This window comes from Pedobacter anseongensis (genome assembly GCF_037482965.1).
Taxonomy (GTDB): Bacteria; Bacteroidota; Bacteroidia; order Sphingobacteriales; family Sphingobacteriaceae; genus Pedobacter; species Pedobacter anseongensis.
The window spans coordinates 1,382,324-1,400,448 of sequence record NZ_JBBHKB010000001.1 but is presented as its reverse complement, the minus strand read 5'-3'; the positions used below and the strand labels follow the sequence as shown (position 1 = coordinate 1,400,448).

Here is an 18,125-nt window from a genome sequence, read left to right as displayed (position 1 = left end):
TCAATACTGAGCACCCTTTATTTGCGTCCCTTATTAAAATAGAGACGATAGAAGACTTCTTTTGGGACAAACGTATTTTATAATGCTAAAAGCGGACATAACCCGCTTTTAGTCCTTCATTTCCCGTTAACTACTGGTTTTAACATATTAATATAACCCTCAATTCCTTCCTTAATTTCGTGGATATATAAAAATTCGTCTGCCATATGCGACCGCCCTGAAAAACCTGGCCCGCATTTTAAAGATGGAATATTCAAAAGGGCCTGATCTGATGTTGTGGGAGAGCCATATGTGTTTCTTCCTAAAGCTATGCCAGATTGCACAATGGGGTGTGCTTTGTCTATTTTCGATGGTTTTAAGCGAACAGAACGCGGTTTAACTTCACAGCTTACATGTTGTTTGATAACTTCTACTACTTCTTCGTTAGTATACGAATCAGTAACACGAACGTCGACCGTAAAGGTGCAAGTTGCCGGGACAACGTTATGTTGTGAACCCGCATTTATAATGGTAACGGTCATTTTAACTGGCCCAAAAACCTCAGAAATTTTTGGAAACTCAAAGGTTCTGAACCATTCAATATCTTTTAGTGCTTTGTAAATCGCATTTTCGCCTTCGTCGCGCGCAGCATGGCCAGCTTTACCATACGTAGTACAATCGATCACTAACAATCCCTTCTCTGCAATAGCCAAATGCATTTCGGTAGGTTCACCAACAATTGCAAATTCTAATTCTCCCAAATCTGGAATAACCAATTCTAAACCATCATTTCCAGATATCTCTTCTTCGGCAGTTGCCGCTAAGCAAAAGTTATAACTTAGGTGCTCTTGGGGATAAAAGTATAAAAATGTTGCAATCAACGACACTAAACAGCCTCCTGCATCATTACTCCCCAATCCGTACAGTTTATCTTCTACAAAATCTGCAGAAAATGGATTTCGCGTATAGCCAGAATTGGGCTTCACGGTATCGTGATGTGAGTTTAATAATACCGTGGGTTTGGCAGGGTCGTAAAACTTATTATACGCCCAGATATTATTGAGTTTTCGATTGGTTTTTACGCCATGTTGCTGCAAAAATAACGCTATTTTATTTCCAGTCTGCTGTTCTTCTTTACTAAAGGATGGAGTCCTTATCAAATCCCGAAGCAATTCTGTACTTTCTTGTACCAGCTTTTCTATCTTCCATTTTACATCTTCCATGCCCTAACCCTCCTTATATAAGCCACCTGCCTTAAGTGCCGAAAGTTTAATGCCTTTAATAAAGGCAGAGCTAAAGCCATTATGTTCCATTTCATTTAAACCTGCGATGGTACATCCTTTAGGTGAAGTTACTTTATCGATTTCACTTTCTGGATGTGCTTGCGTTAACAGCAAAAGATCGGCCGCCCCTTTTGCAGTTTGAACAGCCATTTTTAAAGCATCGTGGGCATGAAAACCAATTTCTACGCCACCCTGTGAAGCGGCTCTAATGCTACGTAAAAAGAAGGCTATACCGCATGCACAAAGTGCAGTTGCAGAAGTCATCAAATCTTCGTTAATCGTTACCACTGCACCTACCGTTTCGAAAAGAGTGGTGACTTCTTTTATGTTTTTAGTATTTGAATTATCGCTAGCAATGCAGGTCATGCTTTGTCCGATAGCAATTGCCGTATTTGGCATGGCTCTAATTACCTGCACATTGTTTCCAATCTCTTTGCGTACATCGGCGCAGCTTACGCCAGATACTACTGATATAATTAATTGTTTCTCTGGATTAATGGAAGATGCTATTTCTTCCAAAACTTTTTTTAATTGTTGAGGTAAAACAGCTAACACTACCATATCGGCATCGTAAATTGCCACAATGTTATTATCGCTTACGTTAAAACCTGCTGCCACCTCTTCGGTCATTAATTTAAAATTGCGGCGCGTAAGTGTGATTTGGTCAGGCTTGCAGTATGCTTTTTTAATAAGACCTTTCGCTAGAGATAGACCAATGTTTCCTGATCCTATGATGGTTATTTTCATTGTTTGAGTATTGAGATGTGAGTATTGCGTATTGAGATTAGGCAAGCTAAACTATCCGACTTTTCGGATGTTCGGACTTTCCGACAATTTAGCCCTCTAAACTTATAAAATCATTTTTGTTCCAAATTCTCCTATACCCAACATGGGGAGCTCATTTGCCTTTCCAATGTAAACTGCTGAAACACCCTTTTTTATCGCTTCAAAAGCATTATGAAGTTTTGGAATCATTCCTCCAACAACTGTTCCATCGGCTTTTAAAATTTCAAATTCATTGGCCTTAATTTCCCTCACTACCGATGAATCGTCGTTTACATCTTTTAGCACCCCTTTTTTCTCAAAGCAATATACCAATTTGGTTTCATAAAGCGAAGACATTGACACCGCTACGGCCGAAGCAATCGTATCTGCATTGGTATTTAACAACTGCGTATCTCCATCGTGTGTAATGGCACACAATACAGGCACTAAACCTGCCTTTAATAAGTTATCCAGCATAGCTGATGATACCGAATGCTCGTCTAAATCGCCCACAAAACCAAAATCGATTGGAGTAGCGGGACGCTTTTTGGCTTTAATGATGTTTCCATCTGCGCCGGTTAATCCGATGGCATTGCTTCCTTTAGCTTGCAATTGTGCCACCATGTTTTTGTTGATTAGGCCCGCATACACCATCGTTACAATCCGCAAGGTTTCGATATCGGTAATTCTTCGTCCGTCGACCATCTTAGCCTCAATACCCAGCGATTCCCCAAGTTCGGTAGCTATTTTTCCGCCACCATGCACCAAAATTTTATCGCCAGGAAGAGCTGTAAAATCGATCAAAAACCGATGTAAGTTTTCGGAGTTATCGATTACATTTCCTCCAATTTTGATGATTGTTAATTGATTCATGATTTATTTGCTTGCGTCATTGCTTGCTTCCTCGCCATACCGCTCTGGTTACAATAATTTTTCTAACATTGCTTTTAATACGGCTTGGGCCGACCATAAGCGATTTCCAGCTTCTTGGATCACTAGTGAGTTTGGCCCATCTAATATTTCTGAAGACAACTCTAAATCGCGACGAACTGGCAAACAATGCATTACTTTTGCATTATTTGTAATTTTTAGCTTCTCATTGTTCATCATCCATCCATCTGGATAGGTTAAAACCTTACCATATTCTTTATAACTGCTCCAATTTTTCACATACACATAATCTGCACCTTTTAATGCAGATTCTAAATTGTATTCTATTTTTGCACCAGGCGTGAAATCTTCAGCAAGTTCATATCCTTCGGGTTGGGCAATCGTAAAATCGATCATGCCTTCAGCTTGTGCTTTACACATCCATTCCGCAAAAGAGTTTGGAACGGCCTGGGGCAATGCCTTTACATGTGGTGCCCAAGCTAAAACTACTTTAGGCTTAGCATTAGCTCCAACCTTTAAAGAATCCCAAGTTTCGTGAATGGTAATAATATCAGCAAAGCTTTGCAAAGGATGACGTGTTGCACTTTCTAAACTTATTACTGGAATTGCGCAATACTTTACGAATTTAGTAAAGAAATCTTCGCTGTAATCTTCCTCTCGATTATTCAGCTTTGGAAAAGAACGCAACCCTAAAATGTCGCAGTATTGACCCATTACCGCAGCAGCCTCGCGAATATGTTCTACAGTAGCGCCATTCATTACTACTCCATCTTGGGTTTCTAGGGCCCAGCCTTCTTTATCGAGGTTCATTACCATTACATTCATCCCCAAATTAAGGGCAGCCTTTTGCGTACTTAACCGCGTACGCAAACTCGGATTCATAAAAACTAAGCCCAAGGTTTTGTTTTTACCTAGATGTTGGAAAGCATATGGACTTGCTTTCAAGGCTAGCGCATCATTTACAAATTGCTTAATGCTGGGTACATCGTGTACGGAAGTGAAAATTTTCATGTGACGCCTTAGTTTACTAATTTACGAAATGCTGTTAAAAACTCGTCTGCTTGATCTTTATTCAAATTCAAAGCAGGCAATAATCGAATAACATTTGGCTTTGCTTCGCCCGTAAAAATATGATGTGTAAATAATAATTCCTTTTTAACGTGTGCCAGTTCTTCGGGTAACTCTATTCCAATCATTAATCCACGACCACGAACTTCTTTAACCTGTTCAAACTTCTTTAACTCTGAGATTAAATAATTACCCACTTCTTCAGCGTTTTGCATCAAGTTATCTTGTTGCATCACCTCAAGCACGGCTAATGCAGCTGCACAAGCTAAGTGATTGCCTCCAAAAGTAGTTCCTAGTTCACCATGCCAAGGCTTAAACTTTGGTGCTATAGAAATTCCAGCAACTGGAAAACCATTTCCCATTCCTTTTGCCATGGTGTACACATCGGCTGCTATGCCAGCATAATCGTGAGAATAGAACAAACCAGTTCGTCCGTAGCCGCATTGGACGCTATCGGCAATATAAACGGCATTGTATTGATCACATAATGAACGAATTTTTTGGAGAAAACTTTTCGAAGCTTCTTTAATTCCACCAACACCTTGAATGCCTTCGATAATTACGGCAGCTATTTCATCTCCCTGTGCTTTAAATGTTTCTTCTAAAGCAACCTCATTATTATGCGGCAAGAAGATGATATTGTTATTTTCATTAACTGGCGCCACAATTTTAGGGTTATCGGTAGCGGCTACGGCTAAAGAAGTACGACCATGAAAGGCTCCTTTAAAAGCGATCACCTTTTTTCGTCCGTTATAAAATGAGGCTAGTTTTAAGGCATTTTCATTGGCTTCAGCTCCCGAATTGCATAAAAACAATTGGAAATCTTTTTTATCCGAAACCTCTCCTAGTTTTTCGGCAAGCTGCACCTGCAAGGGAATTTTAACGGAGTTCGAATAAAAGCCAACTTTGTTAAGCTGATCCGTTAATCGTTTCACATAATGCGGGTGGGTATGGCCGATAGAAATTACGGCGTGACCGCCATATAAGTCTAGATATTGTTCATTCTTAGCATCCCAAACAGTGCTGCCTGATGCTTTTGTTATTTCTATGTCGTTTAATGGGTATACGTCGAATAAATTCATGTTATAGTTATTTGAAATTGTTAAATAATGATTAAAATGCGATTGCCTTAAGGTTTAAACCTTGCCGCTCTTCTAATCCAAACATCAAATTCATGTTCTGAACCGCTTGTCCACTAGCACCTTTTAACAAATTATCTATTATACTTACTATAAAAAGCTTATTTCCATGTTTTTCGAGGTGTATTAATGCCTTATTGGTATTCACAACTTGCTTTAAATCGATATTTTTTTTGCTTACATGGGTAAAGGGATGTGTAGCGTAATATGCTTCATATAATGCTTGAGCTTCTTCTAAAGTTAAATCACTCTCTGTATATATTGCGGCCAAAATACCTCTTGCAAAATCGCCACGTTGGGGAATAAAACTTAACTCTTGATTAAAGCTAGCATCCAACTGTTTCAAACTTTCTCCAATTTCATTTAAGTGTTGATGCTCGAAAGCTTTATACACCGAAAGGTTATTGTTTCTCCAACTAAAGTGAGACGTTGTCGATAAGCTTTGTCCGGCACCAGTTGAACCAGTGGTTGCATTAATATGTACTTCGGTTTTAAGCAAACCTTTAGCCGCCAATGGCAATAATCCCAATTGAATACAAGTAGCAAAACAACCCGGGTTAGCGATATTGGAAGCAGATTTTATAGCTTCACGGTTAAGCTCTGGTAAACCGTAGGTGAAGTCTCGAGTCTTGAGTCCTAAGTCTTGAGTTTCTAGTTGGGAGTTCGCAGTTAATCTAAAATCTTGCGAAAGATCAATAATTTTTATGCTATTGTTAATTGGATTTGCGGTTAAAAATTTCTTTGCATCGCCATGACCAACGCATAAAAATAACGCATCGATCTCTTGTTGCAAATTAGCAGTAAATTTTAAATCCGTTTCACCAATTAAGTCAGTATGCACATCAGAAATTAAATTTCCTGCATTACTTGTGCTATTTACAAAGGCGATTTCTACATTAGGGTGATTAATCAAAATGCGTAGCATTTCACCTCCGGTATAGCCCGCACCTCCTATTATTCCAACTTTTATTTTTTTTGTCATGATTATAAACTTACCTTATAAAGAAAAAATTCCTTATCTTCTTCCTGCTTCTGAAAACCAATTGTTTCATAAAGACTTTGAGCCGTATAATTATCTACTGCTGTTTCCAATTGTACAAACGTTGAGCCTTGTATTTTTGCAAAATCCATTGCTTTTCGGATTAACATTTCGCCAACACCTTGTTTGCGATAATTAACATCAACGAATAAATCATTCAAGATCCAATTTTTAGTCATTCTTGCCGATGAATATTTAGGATAAAGTTGAGTAAATCCAATAGGTTTTTGCTCCGTATTCATTGCTATGAAAATAATCGATTCATGATTACCCAAACGTTCCTCAATAAATGCCTTAGCCATTCCAAGATCAGAAAACTGTTTATAGAATATTCGATACTGATTAAACAAACCAACTACCAAATCGGCTTCAGCCAAATTAATCTGCTTAAGGGTTATATTACTCACAATCTGTTCTGTCATTTTGTGTCGATGGATATGAAAAAAGTATAAATTCTAAATCCTGATTTGTTTCATTCGAGATTTTATGTTTGTCGCCTGCTTTTATTTGTAAGCCTGTATTTGCGTCGACTAAAACGACTTCATTTTCAATTAAAAATGTTGCTTGTCCTTTCAATACATAGAAAAATTGTTCTGCATAAGTGTGGAAGTGTAATTTTTCAGCAGTTTTAGCGGGCATTAACTCTTGCTTAATTGCAGCTTCAGCATTGCTTACAAAATTCCATCCATCACAATTATCACCCCATTTGTAATGGCTTAAACAATTCTTTTTTGAAAGGATTTCTATCATATTTTTAGCTCTAGTCTTTTAGCTTTCAGCTTCTTCTCCATTAACCTTATGCCAAATCATCACCTGATTACCAAAAATCTTCGAGAACCCTTTCACATCATCACCACTCCATGCGTTATTCATTTCGCCATAGCTACCGAATTTATTGCTCATTAAATCGTGCTCTGATTCGATCCCGATAATTTGGAAACGATACGGCAATAACTCTACAAATACCTTTCCGCTTACCATCTTTTGCGTATCCGTTAAAAAAGCTTCGATATTTCGCATAATTGGGTCGTGGAATTGACCTTCGTGCAACCAGTTTCCGTAGAAAGAAGACAATTGCTCTTTCCAACTTAATTGCCATTTGGTTAGCGTATGTTTCTCTAAGGTATGGTGGGCTTTGATGATGATAATTGGAGCTGCCGCTTCGAATCCTACACGACCTTTAATACCAATAATGGTATCACCAACATGGATATCTCTACCGATGCCAAAAGGTTGCGCAATGGCTTGTAGTTTTTGAATGGCTACAACTGGGCTTAATTTCTCTCCATCAAGCGCTACTAATTCTCCTTTCTCGAAAGTTAATTCAATTCTACGCGCTTCGGTTTCCGAAACTTGAGTTGGCCAAGCGCTTTCGGGTAAAGTTTCGTTCGAAGTAAGCGTTTCTTTCCCGCCAACCGACGTTCCCCAAAGGCCTTTGTTAATAGAATATCTTGCTTTTTCAGCACTATATTCTACACCATGACCGCTTAAATATTCAATTTCCGCTTCGCGGGATAACTTTAAATCTCTAATTGGGGTGATGATCTCTACTCCGGGAATTAAGATGTTAAAAATCATATCAAAGCGAACCTGATCGTTCCCCGCACCTGTACTGCCATGAGCAACATAATCAGCCCCAATTTTTTTTACATAATTGGCAATGGCAGTGGCTTGACTAACACGCTCTGCACTTACAGAAAGTGGATAAGTAGCATTTTTCAATACATTACCAAATATTAGATATTTGATACATCCATTATAATAGTTTTCAGTTTCGTCTACCACAGCGTGTGATGCAACACCTAAAGCATAAGCACGCTTTTCAATTTCTTGCAATTCATCTGCAGAAAAACCCCCAGTATTAACAATTACAGAGTGAACTTCTAATCCACGGTCTTTGGCTAAATGAATGCAGCAAAAAGAGGTGTCTAATCCCCCACTAAATGCTAAAACAACTTTCTTGTTCATATGTCTTTTTGTATATTTTTAATTATCATATGGAATATTTATGGTTTAATCTTGCTTTTAATTAACTAATAAATATTTCATCTTATATTATGATTTAAATAAAACGGTAAATAGCAAGAGAATAGATTTTAACCCAGTTTTTGGTTTCACTACCAAACTCTGCTTAATACGCATAAAACGTTCATAAAGCCCAGGTTTTTTTTGCAATTCTTCTGCAAAAACCTTCGCTGCCTCGTGTTTCTTTTCGGCCGGATCGTAAAGCATGGCTGTACACATGCAATTTTTGCGATCTTTCATCTTCAATATTTCGAAGTTTACACAGCTTTGGCATCCTTTCCAAAAATCTTCATCTTGTGTAAGTTCAGAATAGGTAACAGGTTCGTAGCCCAAATCCGAATTGATTTTCATTACGGCTAAGCCCGTAGTTAAACCAAATATTTTTGCTTTGGGATATAAGGTTCTCGAAAGTTTAAAAATCGATTCCTTAATGGCATGGGCTAAACCTGCCTTTCGGTACTTCGGACTTACAATTAATCCCGAATTGGCCACAAACTGACCATGGCTCCAGGTTTCGATATAGCAAAAACCTGCCCATGAGCCGTCTTTATGAAAAGCAATTACAGCTTTACCCTCTTCCATTTTACCAGAAATGTATTCTGGCGAACGTTTTGCTATGCCTGTTCCACGAGCTTTAGCCGATTCGGCCATTTCGGTCACAATCTCCTCAGCAAAAACACGATGCTCTGGGATGGCTACCTGGACTATAAATTCGTCAATATTCATTCGTTTTCTAACGAAAAATTAAGATATTCTTGTTAATTGGGTTTTTAGAGAGGATCAATTCCTCATATGTATTAGTAAGGTGTACTAAATACGCGGCGTGTAATTTTGCCGATTGGTGGTGATGTAAAATACGGGTCGCAAGCGCTCAATAAACAAGCTCTCAGCAGCAATGTTCTTTGCTTCTAAAATCGAAAGTTTATGGATAATATTCTTGCTCATTATCTTGTTAAGTGTACCGTATTAAATTAGTTGAGAGGCAAAGGTTTAAATAAAAATCGAGTTGTGCAATAAGAATCGTATTTTTTTATACTTTTTTACCCTTAAAGATTGCTTTCTGTTAACATTCTCACCGTTTTTACCATACGTAGGTTAATATACTACCCCACCCAAGCTTACTCCCCCCTTCATCAAAGCTTATTTAGAATCTTTCAAAATAATTTGGAACCTAACATTTTAGGTCGTTACTTTGTCACAATTTATAATCAGTCTAAATAAAAATAATTATGCGAAATCCTTTACAATTTAAAATTACACTTGTTCTACTCTGTATTTCTATTTCAGCCTTTGCCCAATTAAATGGTATCATTAAAGGAAAAATAATCACTGCCGATGGGCAGCCCGCCGTTTATGTAACCGTTAGTTTTACGGATAAAAATCAAACCGCCGTATCAAACGATAAAGGAGAATACACTTTTCTTAGGGTTAAGCCAGGTGCCTACCGCTTAAAAGCTAGTGCAGTTGGAATTCGCACACAAGAAAAGGAAGTATACGTAACTACTGGAGAAACGAAAATAGTAGATTTTACTTTGACAGAAAATAATGAAATATTACAGGAAGTAACCATTGCCGGTAAAAAGAATAGCTATAAAATTAGCTTACCCTCTGCCTCATTACGGCTTAATGAACCGCTTTTAGAGGCATCACAAAATATACAAATTGTTAGCGGTCAGGCCATCAAAGACCAACAGGTTATTAGTATGAGCGACGGATTGATAAGAAATATTAGTGGTGCAGTTCGGCTGGAACATTGGGGAGATTTATATACCAATATCAACATGCGCGGTTCTCAAATTCAAGCGATGAGGAATGGGTTTAATTTTGTAGCATCCTATTGGGGACCGTTAACAGAAGACATGAGTATTGTAGATCATATCGAATTTGTAAAAGGTCCCGCAGGTTTTATGCTGGGTAATGGCGACCCGAGTGGTATGTATAATGTGGTGACCAAAAAACCTACTGGCTTTAATTCAGGTGAAGCCGCGATTACTGTTGGGAGCTACGACTTGTATCGTGCCACAGTTGATCTAGATAGAAAATTAACTGCTGATGGAAAATTACTGCTTAGACTAAACGTTGCGGCACAATCTAAGGGCTCATTCAGACCTTATGAGCAAAACGATCGGTATACATTTGCCCCAGTTCTAAGTTATCAGCTTGGTAATCATACTAAGTTAACCGCAGAATATACTTGGCAAAATGCGAAGATGACCGAGGTGGGTTCTTATTATATTTTTAATACGAGTGGTTACGCGACGTTGCCACAAAATTTTACATTAACACAGCCAGGAATTGATCCAACCAAAATAAACGATCACAGCGGCTTCTTAAATGTACAGCACCATTTTAATAAAAACTGGAAAGCAACGGCACAAGGAGCCTATTCAAAGTATCTTCAAACGGGTTATAGCTCTTGGCCATCTACCATCAATGCTAATCATACAATGATCAGAAATGTTGGCATTTGGGATGCAGAAAGCACCATGAAACTAGCTCAATTTTTCATTAATGGAACAGCCCAAACGGGTGGTATAACACATCGAATTCTGACTGGATTTGATGGGGGAAAGAAAAATTACATGGCAGATTGGGGTCAATCTCACGATTTAGATCTTCCCAACGCACCCTTTGATGTGAATAATCCAAATTATGGCTATCCTTCAAACGGCTACCCTAATTTTGACCGTGAAACAAGCTTAGAAACACGAGCCAAGGCGGCTGGTGGACTTATGGATCAAAAATATTTAAGTGGCTATGTGCAAGATGAGTTAGGGTTTTTTGCCAACAAAATTAGGTTAACCCTTGCAGGTCGATATACTTTCGTAAGTCAATCGGCTTGGGGAGGTCCTTCTGATAAAGCAAAGCATTTTACGCCTCGAATTGGCCTAAGTTTTTCTATTGATAAAAACACCTCAATTTATGGCGTATATGATGAGGCATTTACCCCTCAAAGCGGCATACTACGTAACGGTAAAACTCCTAGTCCAATTACAGGAACGAATAATGAGATTGGTTTGAAGAAAGATTGGTTTGGCGGAAAATGGAATACTACGTTTTCAGTATATCGTATTATGAAACAAAATGAACTTACAACCGATCCTTACAACAAGGCTGGCGAGAGTTTCAGCATAGTTATCGGCGAAAAAAGAGCACAGGGAGCAGAATTCGATTTAAAAGGAGAATTAACATCTAACTTAAAGTTAATTGCAAACTATGCCTATACAGATGGAAAAATAACAGCGGTAGCTGATGGGGTAACTAGTGTTTTTGTTGGTCAGGTTGTGCCAGGTTTCTCTAAGCATACAACCAACGCTTGGTTAAGTTATTCCATATCAAAAGGAACATTTAAAGGAACAGGTGTTTCAACTGGATTTACGTATCTAGCTGGACGAGCTATAGGAACCTATAGTGGAGAAAATACAGCAGAAAATCTGCCTGATTATTTCAAGCTAGATGCAGGCCTTTTCTGGGAAAAGAAAAAATTTAAGCTTACAGTAAATGCATTTAACCTTTTAGATAAATATTTATATAACGGAGCTTATTATACCAATTACTGGAATGCTCCTGATTACACGCAAGCGGTGTACTCATGGCAAGCAGAATCGCCTAGGAACTTTAGATTAAGCCTTGCTTACAAATTTTAACTATGCCACCAAAGAAAAAGATTAACACGTTCAAATATTGGATAGGTAAAATACACTTATGGCTCGGATTAATCGCCGGGCTATTTGTGTTCTTCTTGGGTATAACCGGTTGCATATTGGCTTTTGAAAGAGAAATTGAAGATGCCATTCAAACCTATCGTTTTACAGCCGCACAAGATAAACCCTTATTACCCCCAACCACATTAAAAGCAATTGCGGATAAGGCACTACCTAATAAACAAGCGCATAGTGTAACCTACCAATCTGGAAGAACGACACAAGTTGTGTATTATCATGATGAACCCGCCTATTACTTTATTGTTTTTGTAAATCAATACACAGGGGAGGTTTTAAAGGTTAAGAACATGGATGATGATTTTTTTAGAATTATAATTATGGGCCATTATTATTTGTGGTTACCTCCAGAAATTGGTCAACCTATTTTAACCTCGGCAACCATGATTTTTGTCTTTCTATTAATATCGGGCTTGATCTTATGGTGGCCTAAAAGTAAGGCCGCACGAAAACAGCGTTTTACCGTAAGATTAAAATCAAAATGGCGCAGATTAAATTATGATCTCCATAATGTCTTAGGCTTTTATATGAGCTTTATTGTAATTTTTATCGCTTTATCTGGCATGGTAATGGGGTTTCAATGGTTTTCAAAATCTGTGTACTGGTTAAGTTCAGGAGGAAAATCGATGACAGAATATGCAGAAACATTTTCCGATACCAGCAGAATAGCTAATTTAAGTTTAAATGCAACAGCCGCAGATATCCTATGGTCTAAATTTGTAAAAGCAGAACCCTCCTTTAAGGGAAGCTATGATGTACACATTCCCGAAAATAAAACGGGCGCTGTAGAAATTGCGAGAAACCCCGACCCCTCTACCTATTGGAAAGCAGACTATCGGTACTTTGATCAACATACATTAAAAGAAATTGAAGTAACACATCTGTATGGAAAATTTTTAAACACTAGCACCGCAGATAAGATTATAAGAATGAATTACGACATTCATATTGGAGCAATAGCAGGCTTACCGGGTAAAATACTCGCTTTTTTGGCCAGCTTAATTGCTGCAAGCATGCCGGTTACAGGTGTTATAATTTGGCTTGGTCGAAAGAAAAAGAAAGCAAGCACAAAATTTATTAAGAATTAATCCAAATAAAAAATAATTAGTAATGAAAAAAATAATTTTCTTCTTCGCTTTAGCCCTCTCTGCACTAGTAATAAATGCTCAAACAAAGTTTGATCAAGACCGTGAGGCTATCAAATCTTTGGCAGGAACATATATGGTAACTTTCAATTATGCTGAAACCTTTTCTCCTGATGATGATTATGAATTCCATGAAAGACACCGTTCCTCAGCTAAAGAATTGGCCTTAATTTTAGAAGATTCTCCTAAGAAAATTGTAATTCAACATCTATTAGTTATGCGTGGCGATAGCACGATTATTAAACATTGGAGAGAAGACTGGACCTTTGAAGACACACAAATTTTATTTTTTGATAAAAATAATACTTGGAAGAAAGTAACAGTATCGCCAAATGACGTGAAGGGAAAATGGACTCAGAAAGTATATCAAGTTGATGATAGTCCACGCTACCAAGCGATGGGCACATGGGTACACGTAGATGGCAAACATCAATGGCAGAGCAATGCCGACTCTCCATTGCCGCGTCGAGAGTACTCAGAACGGAGCGATTATAATGTACTTAATCGTGGCAACTCATTATACCTAACAAAAACAGGTTGGATGTTTGAGCAGGACAATAAAAAAATAATTCGTTCGGAAAGCGGCGATAAATTATTAGCTATGGAGAAAGGGATGGAAGAATTTGTAAAAACCGATCCTCAACCATTCGGCTATGCATACACCTGGTGGAAAGAACAAGAAAAATTCTGGAAAGATGCCCGCGAAACCTGGGATACTATTTTTACCGAAAACACCGTTATTAGACTAATGCCAAAAGTTGATAACAAATTATTATATGAGCAGTTTTTTGCGCTAGGAAACCAATCTGTAAAAGAAAAATGGGATTCTACAAAGAATAAAGAAAGCGTCAAGAAAGTTATCTTAACATTTCTTGCTAAAAGCTAAATTTTTAGCCGTTACCCAATATATTAGCCGTAACAGTATAAATATCTACAAAATCTACACTGTTACGGCTCTTTAGTTTTACAAAGAAATACTTAACTTCGATAGTATAATTTTATCGGATAATTCATGATCCCGAGCATTATGTTGAAACGAGTTAATACATTACATAAATTATACGAATCACAAAATGGTGTTTTCATACAAGATCTAAGAAAGGCGTTTCGAGCAGATTTATGGCATTTTATTGGCGAAAAAACATTGTTCATGCTTAATTTAATGGGCAACCATTTATCAAAAAGTATTTTGCTTAGAAAAGAGTTTCCGACAGGCGCAAAAATGAAAGGGCTCCTCTTAATAATGTTTTTTTCTTTTGTAAATTTTTGCTTTGCTCAAGATCTAACGTATACTCGTAAAACTTTGACTGCCCTTACCTCTCCGGCACTATGGGGCAGAGGCTATACCAAAAATGGGATGGCAAACGCGGCAGATTTTATTGAAAAAGAATTCGCAAAAATGAAGCTAAAGCCCATTCAACAAGTGTTTTCTTTTCCCGTAAATACTTTTCCGGGAAGAATGGAACTAAGCATAGATGGTAAAAAATTAATTCCCGGAAGAGATTTTATTGTTTCACAAGCAAGTAAGGGAGTTAATGCAGCAGGCACATTTGTTCAGAAAGATAGCCTCAACTTCATTAACGAAGAACAAAAACTTATCCTAACCCTTCAATCCAAATTAACCTGGTCGGTAGCCACAAAAGTCGAAAATTATACCCAAATCTTGGTTAAAAAAGATGTCATTTCTCAGCAACCCCAAAACTTTACCATTGATATAGAAAACCAGTTCTTTCCAGAATTTAAAGCTTCCAATGTGTATGCTTCGATAAAAGGTAAAAAACACCCAGACTCAATTGTAGTAATATCTGCGCACTACGATCATTTAGGGGGTATGGGAAACAACACTTATTTTCCAGGCGCCAACGATAATGCAAGTGGAGTTTCATTCCTCCTTAGTTTAGCAAAACATTATGCTAAAAATCCTCCACCCTATACAATTGCCTTTATTTGCTTTGGCGCGGAGGAAGCCGGCTTAATTGGTTCTAAATATTTCACCGAAAACCCTTTGGTCGACCTTTCTAAAATCCGGTTTTTATTGAACTTAGATCTGGTTGGAACTGGGGAAACAGGTGCAACGGTGGTTAACGCAACACTTCGTCCAAAAGAATTTGCGCTGTTAAACGCAATAAATGCAAACGGAAAATTTTTAGTTAAAATTAATCCAAGAGGAAAAGCTGCCAATAGTGATCATTATTTTTTCACCGAAAAAGGAGTGCCTGCATTTTTCTTGTACACCCAAGGTGGAATAGCAGCCTATCACGACGTCGATGATAAAGCCGAAACCTTGCCTTTTACCGTTTACGATAATTTATTCAAACTTGTGGTGGGCTTCACTACCGCTTTAATGAAATAATTAGACTAAAGTCATTTTTGCAATAAAATGAACAATTCTAGTTCTTATACTGTTAATTTGTTGAAAAAACAATATGATGTCCTTGCTTTTTACTCCATTTCCAATTAAAAACATTGAGTTAAAAAATAGAATAGTGGTTTCGCCAATGTGCGAATATTCTGCTGTTGACGGTTTTGCCAACAATTGGCACTTAGTTCATTTGGGTTCTCGCGCCGTAGGTGGAGCAGGCTTGGTGATTACAGAGGCTACTGCTGTCTCGCCCGAAGGTAGAATTTCTGTCGGCGACCTTGGAATATGGAAAGATGAGCACATCGAAAAATTAAAAGAAATAACAGATTTCATTCACGAAAATGGATCAATATCTGGCATTCAGTTAGCGCACGCTGGCCGCAAGGCAAGTTTTGATATTCCTTGGGAAAATCCCTTGCAACTAGACGAAAACAATGGAGGTTGGACCACAGTATCGGCAAGTTCAGAAAGATTTAATCCGACAGATAAAACACCTACCGCATTAGACTTAGCAGGTATCGAAAAGGTTAAAGAGGATTTTAAAACCGCCACCTTACGCGCCATTAAAGCTGGATTTAAAGTCGTTGAAATTCACGCTGCTCATGGGTATTTATTACATCAATTTTTATCGCCCATTAGCAATCGCCGCACTGATAGCTATGGAGGGAGTTTCGAAAATAGAATTAGATTGTTAATCGAAACGGTAGAAACCGTACAAGAGGTTTGGCCAAAAGAAAACCCTTTATTTGTACGGATTTCGGCAACAGACTGGGCCGAAGGGGGTTGGACACTTGAAGAATCTATTCAATTATCAGTCGTGCTGAAAAACATGGGGATCGATTTAATGGACATCTCTTCAGGGGGATTAACATTGAAACAAGAAATTCCACTTAAAGCAGGTTATCAAGTACCTTTTGCATCAGCTGTTAAAAATAAGGCAAATATTGCCACAGGAGCCGTCGGATTAATTACTGAAGCGCAGCAAGCCGAAGCTATTTTACAACAAGGCGAAGCCGATTTAATATTCATTGCCCGTGAATTCTTACGAGACCCCTACTTCCCATTGCATGCGGCATTTGAGTTAGGTGACGATGTAAAATGGCCTTCGCAATACGAGCGAGCAAAGCCAAGAAAAAGATAATATATTTTTATATTTAACTATTAAATTAAACCTATGTTCGATAAATTAATGGCTGCACAAGGTATGGCAGCAGAAATAAAAAAAAGATTAGATACCATTTCTGTGTTTGGAGAAGTTGAAGGTGGATCAATTCGGGTTACATCAACCGGAAACAAAGTGATAACTGCAATAGAAATTGATGAAGATTTTTATAAGCAGGCAGACAAAGAAGAGTTAGAAGAGCTTTTGCTAACTGCAGTAAATAAAGCCTTAACACAGGCCGATCTGGTAAGTGCTAACGAAATGCAAGCTGCCACTAAAGATATGCTCGGCGGATTAGGGGGGATGTTTTAATGAAATATACATACTACGGTCAATCTTGTTTCTTGTTAGAAACGGAAACCAAAAAATTCTTATTCGATCCCTTTATCTCACAAAATCCATTAGCTAAGTCCATTGATCTTAACCAGATTGAAGCAGACTTTATTCTGGTTAGTCATGGTCACGGTGATCATGTGGGCGATTTAATTAGCCTTGCAAAACAAACCAAGGCTACTGTGATTGCTATTCCAGAAGTAATTGGATGGGTAACAAAGCAAGGGATAGAAAATGTACATCCAATGAATTTTGGAAAACATACGTTCGATTTTGGAACCGTGCGCATGGTGTGGGCCACGCATTCTGCAGGTTTACCCGATGGTAGCTATGGCGGTAATCCTGCAGGTTTTGTTTTAGAACTCGACGGCAAGCAGATCTATTTTGCTGGCGATACTGGCCTTACCTTGGAGATGAAGTTGTTGGCAGACCTATACAAATTAGACTATGCCATTTTACCGATTGGCGGCAATTACACAATGGATATAGATGATGCTGTAATTGCAGCAGCTTACATCAATTGCAGTAAGATTATTGGTGTGCATTATGATACTTTTCCAGTAATCGAAATCGATTCTAAAGTGGCGGTCGAAAGTTTTAAGAGGGCTCAAAGGCAATTGCTCTTACCAGCAATTGGAGAAACGATAATGTTGTAATAGGTCGTCATATTGATTAATTCAACACCTTCATCACATAATCAAGCCCAGCCGGTTTTCCCTGCTCGTCGTAGTATTTTCCAGATTCTAGATTTCCACTTCTACTATACACCTCATCTAAAGCCAGTTTACCGTCTTTATAAAAAAGCTTTCTAGAGCTAATTTTGTCCCAAGTATAGCTTATGATTTCAGAAAGCTTTTTGCTAGGATAATAACGCTTCCATTCTCCAACCTTATAACCTTTATCGTAATGGCCTTCTTCTTTTATAATTGCGTTTTGATAAAGTACATAGGGGCCCTTTCGCTCCAATAAATTTTTATCTGCAAACGAAATTCGTTCTTGTAAAACATCTTTCCGATCGAACAAATTAAGCACGAATAGGTCGCCCTCTTTCCTTACTTCTTGCCGCCATTTAGCGCGGACAGGGTCGTTAGAAAAACCCTTTGCCCGTTGATACAAGGTAGTTGTATCTTGCCTGTAGTTGTCTACTTGTTGTGCAAAAGCAATGCTTCCGCAACCAAAGAGCAAAAAGAATAATGCCTTGTACATATCCGG

19 protein-coding genes are annotated in these 18,125 nt (G+C 38.1%); 7 read left to right on the top strand and 12 right to left on the bottom strand.

Annotated features, from left to right (window positions below; genetic code table 11):
- Positions 1-116: 116 nt before the first annotated feature.
- The 11 genes from WG904_RS06225 to WG904_RS06175 form a co-directional block, all read right to left on the bottom strand.
- Positions 117-1,202, bottom strand: a complete 1,086-nt coding sequence (locus tag WG904_RS06225; protein ID WP_339578432.1) for a M20 family metallo-hydrolase — start codon at positions 1,200-1,202, stop codon at positions 117-119.
- A gap of 3 nt (positions 1,203-1,205) precedes the next feature.
- Complete coding sequence (gene proC, locus WG904_RS06220) at positions 1,206-2,009, bottom strand: pyrroline-5-carboxylate reductase (protein WP_339578431.1); 804 nt, start codon at positions 2,007-2,009, stop codon at positions 1,206-1,208.
- Between the two features lie 102 nt (positions 2,010-2,111).
- Entirely contained in the window at positions 2,112-2,900 is a 789-nt protein-coding gene (argB, locus tag WG904_RS06215) for an acetylglutamate kinase (RefSeq protein ID WP_339578430.1), read from the bottom strand.
- A 48-nt stretch (positions 2,901-2,948) separates the two neighbouring features.
- Positions 2,949-3,929, bottom strand: coding sequence for a Rossmann-fold NAD(P)-binding domain-containing protein (locus tag WG904_RS06210; protein WP_339578429.1), 981 nt, complete (start codon positions 3,927-3,929; stop codon positions 2,949-2,951).
- Positions 3,930-3,937: 8 nt separating this feature from the next.
- Complete coding sequence (locus WG904_RS06205; protein ID WP_339578428.1) at positions 3,938-5,068, bottom strand: aspartate aminotransferase family protein; 1,131 nt, start codon at positions 5,066-5,068, stop codon at positions 3,938-3,940.
- 31 nt (positions 5,069-5,099) lie between these two features.
- Positions 5,100-6,107 carry an N-acetyl-gamma-glutamyl-phosphate reductase gene (gene argC, locus WG904_RS06200; protein WP_339578427.1) on the bottom strand — a complete coding sequence of 336 codons (1,008 nt, stop codon included), beginning with the start codon at positions 6,105-6,107 and terminating at the stop codon, positions 5,100-5,102.
- Between the two features lie 2 nt (positions 6,108-6,109).
- Positions 6,110-6,586, bottom strand: coding sequence for a GNAT family N-acetyltransferase (locus WG904_RS06195; protein ID WP_339578426.1), 477 nt, complete (start codon positions 6,584-6,586; stop codon positions 6,110-6,112).
- On the bottom strand, positions 6,564-6,914 hold the full coding sequence (locus WG904_RS06190) for a cupin domain-containing protein (RefSeq protein WP_339578425.1): 351 nt from the start codon (positions 6,912-6,914) through the stop codon (positions 6,564-6,566). Before WG904_RS06190 ends, WG904_RS06195 begins: the two co-directional genes overlap by 23 nt.
- Before the next feature lie 18 nt (positions 6,915-6,932).
- A complete protein-coding gene (argG, locus tag WG904_RS06185) occupies positions 6,933-8,132 on the bottom strand; it encodes an argininosuccinate synthase (RefSeq protein ID WP_339578424.1) in 1,200 nt (399 codons plus the stop codon).
- A gap of 87 nt (positions 8,133-8,219) precedes the next feature.
- Positions 8,220-8,915, bottom strand: a complete 696-nt coding sequence (locus WG904_RS06180; protein ID WP_339578423.1) for a GNAT family N-acetyltransferase — start codon at positions 8,913-8,915, stop codon at positions 8,220-8,222.
- A gap of 84 nt (positions 8,916-8,999) precedes the next feature.
- A complete protein-coding gene (locus WG904_RS06175) occupies positions 9,000-9,134 on the bottom strand; it encodes a hypothetical protein (RefSeq protein ID WP_339578422.1) in 135 nt (44 codons plus the stop codon).
- A gap of 284 nt (positions 9,135-9,418) precedes the next feature.
- Here WG904_RS06175 and WG904_RS06170 point away from each other — a divergent pair, with 284 nt between their 5' ends.
- From WG904_RS06170 to WG904_RS06140, 7 genes are all read left to right on the top strand, one after another.
- Positions 9,419-11,836, top strand: coding sequence for a TonB-dependent siderophore receptor (locus tag WG904_RS06170; RefSeq protein WP_339578421.1), 2,418 nt, complete (start codon positions 9,419-9,421; stop codon positions 11,834-11,836).
- A 2-nt stretch (positions 11,837-11,838) separates the two neighbouring features.
- Positions 11,839-12,999, top strand: a complete 1,161-nt coding sequence (locus WG904_RS06165) for a PepSY-associated TM helix domain-containing protein (RefSeq protein WP_339578420.1) — start codon at positions 11,839-11,841, stop codon at positions 12,997-12,999.
- Positions 13,000-13,021: 22 nt separating this feature from the next.
- The gene (locus tag WG904_RS06160) at positions 13,022-13,942 is read left to right on the top strand and encodes a DUF6607 family protein (RefSeq protein WP_339578419.1); all 921 of its coding nucleotides are present in this window, start codon (positions 13,022-13,024) and stop codon (positions 13,940-13,942) included.
- A gap of 141 nt (positions 13,943-14,083) precedes the next feature.
- Complete coding sequence (locus WG904_RS06155) at positions 14,084-15,409, top strand: M28 family metallopeptidase (protein WP_339578418.1); 1,326 nt, start codon at positions 14,084-14,086, stop codon at positions 15,407-15,409.
- 73 nt (positions 15,410-15,482) lie between these two features.
- Positions 15,483-16,559: an NADH:flavin oxidoreductase/NADH oxidase gene (locus tag WG904_RS06150; RefSeq protein WP_339578417.1), complete on the top strand. Its 1,077-nt coding sequence runs from the start codon at positions 15,483-15,485 to the stop codon at positions 16,557-16,559.
- 33 nt (positions 16,560-16,592) lie between these two features.
- Positions 16,593-16,892: a YbaB/EbfC family nucleoid-associated protein gene (locus WG904_RS06145; protein WP_339578416.1), complete on the top strand. Its 300-nt coding sequence runs from the start codon at positions 16,593-16,595 to the stop codon at positions 16,890-16,892.
- Positions 16,892-17,569, top strand: a complete 678-nt coding sequence (locus tag WG904_RS06140; RefSeq protein WP_339578415.1) for a metal-dependent hydrolase — start codon at positions 16,892-16,894, stop codon at positions 17,567-17,569. Before WG904_RS06145 ends, WG904_RS06140 begins: the two co-directional genes overlap by 1 nt.
- 16 nt (positions 17,570-17,585) lie before the next feature.
- Here the strand turns inward: WG904_RS06140 and WG904_RS06135 are convergent, their stop codons facing one another.
- Entirely contained in the window at positions 17,586-18,119 is a 534-nt protein-coding gene (locus tag WG904_RS06135) for a toxin-antitoxin system YwqK family antitoxin (protein WP_339578414.1), read from the bottom strand.
- Positions 18,120-18,125 lie beyond the last annotated feature (6 nt).

Coding starts and splice junctions, on each gene's coding strand:
- WG904_RS06155 (WP_339578418.1), top strand. CDS start 14,084: ATGTTGAAACGAGTTAATACATTACATAAATTATACGAATCACAAAAT.
- WG904_RS06140 (WP_339578415.1), top strand. CDS start 16,892: ATGAAATATACATACTACGGTCAATCTTGTTTCTTGTTAGAAACGGAA.
- WG904_RS06210 (WP_339578429.1), bottom strand. CDS start 3,929: ATGAAAATTTTCACTTCCGTACACGATGTACCCAGCATTAAGCAATTT.
- WG904_RS06150 (WP_339578417.1), top strand. CDS start 15,483: ATGATGTCCTTGCTTTTTACTCCATTTCCAATTAAAAACATTGAGTTA.
- argB (WP_339578430.1), bottom strand. CDS start 2,900: ATGAATCAATTAACAATCATCAAAATTGGAGGAAATGTAATCGATAAC.
- proC (WP_339578431.1), bottom strand. CDS start 2,009: ATGAAAATAACCATCATAGGATCAGGAAACATTGGTCTATCTCTAGCG.
- WG904_RS06160 (WP_339578419.1), top strand. CDS start 13,022: ATGAAAAAAATAATTTTCTTCTTCGCTTTAGCCCTCTCTGCACTAGTA.
- WG904_RS06135 (WP_339578414.1), bottom strand. CDS start 18,119: ATGTACAAGGCATTATTCTTTTTGCTCTTTGGTTGCGGAAGCATTGCT.
- WG904_RS06205 (WP_339578428.1), bottom strand. CDS start 5,068: ATGAATTTATTCGACGTATACCCATTAAACGACATAGAAATAACAAAA.
- WG904_RS06145 (WP_339578416.1), top strand. CDS start 16,593: ATGTTCGATAAATTAATGGCTGCACAAGGTATGGCAGCAGAAATAAAA.
- WG904_RS06175 (WP_339578422.1), bottom strand. CDS start 9,134: ATGAGCAAGAATATTATCCATAAACTTTCGATTTTAGAAGCAAAGAAC.
- WG904_RS06170 (WP_339578421.1), top strand. CDS start 9,419: ATGCGAAATCCTTTACAATTTAAAATTACACTTGTTCTACTCTGTATT.
- WG904_RS06190 (WP_339578425.1), bottom strand. CDS start 6,914: ATGATAGAAATCCTTTCAAAAAAGAATTGTTTAAGCCATTACAAATGG.
- WG904_RS06180 (WP_339578423.1), bottom strand. CDS start 8,915: ATGAATATTGACGAATTTATAGTCCAGGTAGCCATCCCAGAGCATCGT.
- WG904_RS06225 (WP_339578432.1), bottom strand. CDS start 1,202: ATGGAAGATGTAAAATGGAAGATAGAAAAGCTGGTACAAGAAAGTACA.
- WG904_RS06195 (WP_339578426.1), bottom strand. CDS start 6,586: ATGACAGAACAGATTGTGAGTAATATAACCCTTAAGCAGATTAATTTG.
- argG (WP_339578424.1), bottom strand. CDS start 8,132: ATGAACAAGAAAGTTGTTTTAGCATTTAGTGGGGGATTAGACACCTCT.
- WG904_RS06165 (WP_339578420.1), top strand. CDS start 11,839: ATGCCACCAAAGAAAAAGATTAACACGTTCAAATATTGGATAGGTAAA.
- argC (WP_339578427.1), bottom strand. CDS start 6,107: ATGACAAAAAAAATAAAAGTTGGAATAATAGGAGGTGCGGGCTATACC.